Raw genomic sequence first — 1,210 nt, 5'->3', positions numbered from 1 at the left:
TACGACCCGGTGCGCGACGACATGTTCACCGCCACGCTCGACGGCGCCACCTGCAACGGCGAACCGATCCGCAGCCGCGGCGCCACCCGCGACGAGACCGCGGTGCTCGTCACCGGCTACCCCAACGCGCGGGAGATGCACCGCCGCGGTGAGGAGTCGCTGCGGAGCTTCGGTTCGCTGGTGGACGCGTTCGCCACCGTCCGCCGCCCGGGCAGCGCCGCCCTCACCCTCGCCCACGTCGCCGCCGGATGGGCGGACGTGGCCTACGGCACGTCCGTCAACGCGTGGGACGTCGCGGCGGCCGTCCTACTGGTCAGGCAGGCCGGCGGCACCTACCTGCCGCTGAACGGGGAGCCCGGCGGCCGCGACTGGGAGGCCCCCGGCTACCTGGCGTGCGTGGGCGGCTTCGACCTGGACGGCTCCGTCATCGCCGAGGTCGCGGGCCTCGTGAAGGCCGGTGAGCCCGCTTGAGCGCCACCGGACTGCGGACCGTCGACTGGATCGTCACCGACCTGGACGGGACCCTCGTCGGGCGCGACCTGCGGATCGTCGAGCCGAGCCTGGCGGCGCTGCGCCGCTTCATCGCCTCCGGCGGCACCGTCGTCATCGCCACCGGGCGCAGCGAGGAGGCCGCGCTGCCGTACTACCGGACGCTCGGCCTGACGACCCCCGCGATCCTCTACAACGGGGCGCGCGTGGTGGACCTCAGCACCGGCGCCGTCCTGCACCGGCGCTCCCTCGCCGTCGCCGCCTGGGCGAAGCTCACGCTGCTGTTCGCCGAGCTGCCCGCCGGGGTCTGGCCGGTCGCCTTCACCCAGGGACGCGCGCACACCACGGGCTCCTCGCCCACCCTGCTGGAGTACGCCCGCCGCGACGGGATCGAGCTCAAGCGGATCGGCTCGTGGGGCGACCTGCCGTTCGACGACATCGTCAAGGTCATGCTCATCTGCGACCGCCCCGAGCTGATGGATCCGGCCGAGGAGGCGGTTTCGGCGGCCGTGTCCGGCGTCACCCTCGTCCGGTCCGAGAGCACCTACCTGGAGGCGCTGCCCGCGGGCGCGACCAAGGGCACGGCGCTGCGCGAGCTGGCCGCCTCCCGCGGCGTGGCCCTCAGCGCCGTCGCGGCGATCGGCGACAACCCGAACGACCTGGACATGATCCAGGCCGCCGGTCTCGGCGCCGCCGTCGGGGGCGGCGCCGACGCCGGACG

2 protein-coding genes are annotated in these 1,210 nt (G+C 74.7%); both read left to right on the top strand.

Features of this window, described 5'->3' with window-relative positions; genetic code table 11:
- The coding region (locus AB0C69_RS42450) for an inositol monophosphatase family protein (protein ID WP_360362656.1) at positions 1–471 on the top strand (471 nt) is incomplete at its 5' end.
- The coding region (locus AB0C69_RS42445) for an HAD-IIB family hydrolase (protein WP_360362653.1) at positions 468–1,210 on the top strand (743 nt) is incomplete at its 3' end. The genes AB0C69_RS42450 and AB0C69_RS42445, both read left to right, overlap by 4 nt.

Origin of the sequence: Actinomadura sp. NPDC048032 (genome assembly GCF_040653175.1) — a bacterium.
Classification (GTDB): domain Bacteria; phylum Actinomycetota; class Actinomycetes; order Streptosporangiales; family Streptosporangiaceae; genus Spirillospora; species Spirillospora verrucosospora.
Note: the sequence above shows the minus strand (reverse complement) of the source record. Positions and strands in the feature narration are given on the sequence as shown.